The organism is Abditibacteriota bacterium, assembly GCA_017552965.1.
Classification (GTDB): Bacteria; Armatimonadota; UBA5829; order UBA5829; family UBA5829; genus RGIG7931.
Window position 1 is genome coordinate 1 of record JAFZNQ010000111.1, and the last position, 1,939, is coordinate 1,939.

1 protein-coding gene is annotated in these 1,939 nt (G+C 58.6%); it reads left to right on the top strand.

The window, feature by feature from the left end:
• Window positions 1-898 precede the first annotated feature (898 nt).
• Window positions 899-1,615 (top strand): hypothetical protein, encoded by a 717-nt coding sequence (locus tag IK083_08990; GenBank protein ID MBR4749685.1) that lies wholly within the window; start codon window positions 899-901, stop codon window positions 1,613-1,615.
• Window positions 1,616-1,939: the final 324 nt, after the last annotated feature.

The window sequence follows — 1,939 nt, forward strand, 5'->3', positions numbered from 1 at the left end:
AAATCGCAACATATGTAATGCGTCAGCATTACGCGATTTTGGGGAAGGGATCTCGGGCGGGACCCGTCTGACTCTTCCTTACTCACGCTTGCGTGAGAAGGCAGACGGGGAGGACCCGGTCTTCGAGTACTGACGAGAGGTGCAGGAGAGCGCTTTCCTTCTGTCCCGTTGGGTCTGTCCGTGACCGCGGCTCTCGGTTCTTTCTCAGGGGATCTCTTACCGCCTGCGCCGAGGACGCCTGCGCCGAGATGACGTTATTATTGAACGGGCCAATAGGCCGGAACTCTCCGGCAAACAAAGGACACGACAGGAGTATACTATGAACAAATTGCTGATCGCAGTCGCAGCGCTGTGCGTCGCCGTATTGGCGGGGACGGCGCTGCTGCGGAACAATACCGCCAATAGAGCTGAAGCGCTGCCATCTCAGGGGCAGCAGGGCTTTTCTGCCGCCGCTCCCGGGGGGCCGGACAGAAACGCCGCCGTTGCCGCACCCGGCGGGCCGGCAGGGAATGCTCCGAGCGCCGCTCCCAAGGCAGCGTCGGGGAAACAGGCCAAAGGCGCCCCGGCCGCCCGGAGGCCCCGGGGCCCCGTGGATCCGGACCGTCCGGAATTCACCGTGTTTCGTCTTCCCGGCGAAAATCAGCCGAAAACCGCCGCAGCGATGACCTGGGCAGAGGCGGACAGGCCCGGCCCGATAGAGATCAAGTGGGATCTCAAAGACCGTCAGGGGATCTGCTCGACAGACCACATTGAGTTCGTAAAACCGACGGAAGCGGAAAAGTCTGCGACAGCGTTGTCCGGGAAGAAGGGTGCCGGTTCGCAAAATGACGATGAATACGAAGTCGTCACTGTTCGCATAAGGTCCGGAACAGGTAAAAAACCCGATCGCGAAACTAAGGTGCTGGTCAAAAAACGGGACGGCAAGAATCCGTTGTTCGAGTCCCGCGTTGCGCCTCCGGAGGGCTCTTCCGCAACTGCCGCGAAAAAGGACGCCGCCCCGGCGAAGCCTTTGCCAAAGCCCGGGTCGCTGCTCACCATAGGCTCCTATCCCCAAAAGGGCCTCCTGGGCAGACAGCCCCTCCGCTGGAGGGTGCTGGAAACCTTTGGCGACGACAAGCTGCTGGTGGTCACCGAGACAGTCATCGACACCATGCCCTTTCACAAAGAAAGACCGCCCAAGGAAAGGGCAGCCCAAAAGGTCACCTGGGAAAACAGCGACATCCGCAAATGGCTGAACGAAGAGTTTTTTGACAAGACCTTCAGCACCGGGGAAAAGAAGCGCATCTACACCACTTCCATCGAGTGCGGCCCCTACACCAACGGCTGCGTAGGTTGCTACCGGACCGAGGACAGGGTGTTTTTGCTCTCCTCCGGCGATGCCGAAAGGTATTTCATAGACAACGCCGACCGGGTGTGCATACCCACCGGGTATGCCCGCAAGCGCAGGATATTCACAGACAAAGTGGGCGGCCGGTGTTGGTGGTGGCTCCGGAGCAGCACCAAGGCCGATCACACGGTGGTGGATTATATAGGCGGCATCTCTGAGAGTGCCGAGCCCTCCGCTATGAACATCTTCGGAGTCCGGCCGGCCATGGTGATCAGATATCCGAAGTAAGACGTAGCCCCCGGCGGCCATTATAATGTCATTATTCTCTCCGGCGCTGCATTGTATCGGAGCGCTGCGGGGAAGAGTGTGCCTCGGCAGGCGCAACGCGCCTGCCGAGGCACAATATTTTTTTATGCCTTTCCCGGGCGCGCAGCGCCCGGGAAAGGCATAACTTCTCCGATATGACGTGTGATTGAGCGGGGCAAAAGGAATATTTCAGCCCTCCCTCTGCCTGCAATTATTCTGTCAAATAAAGAACGCGTTTTTTTGTTGAAAAATACTGCGTCCGGGTGCTATCATATAAGTGGCGCCGGACGCTATCTGTTTGTATAT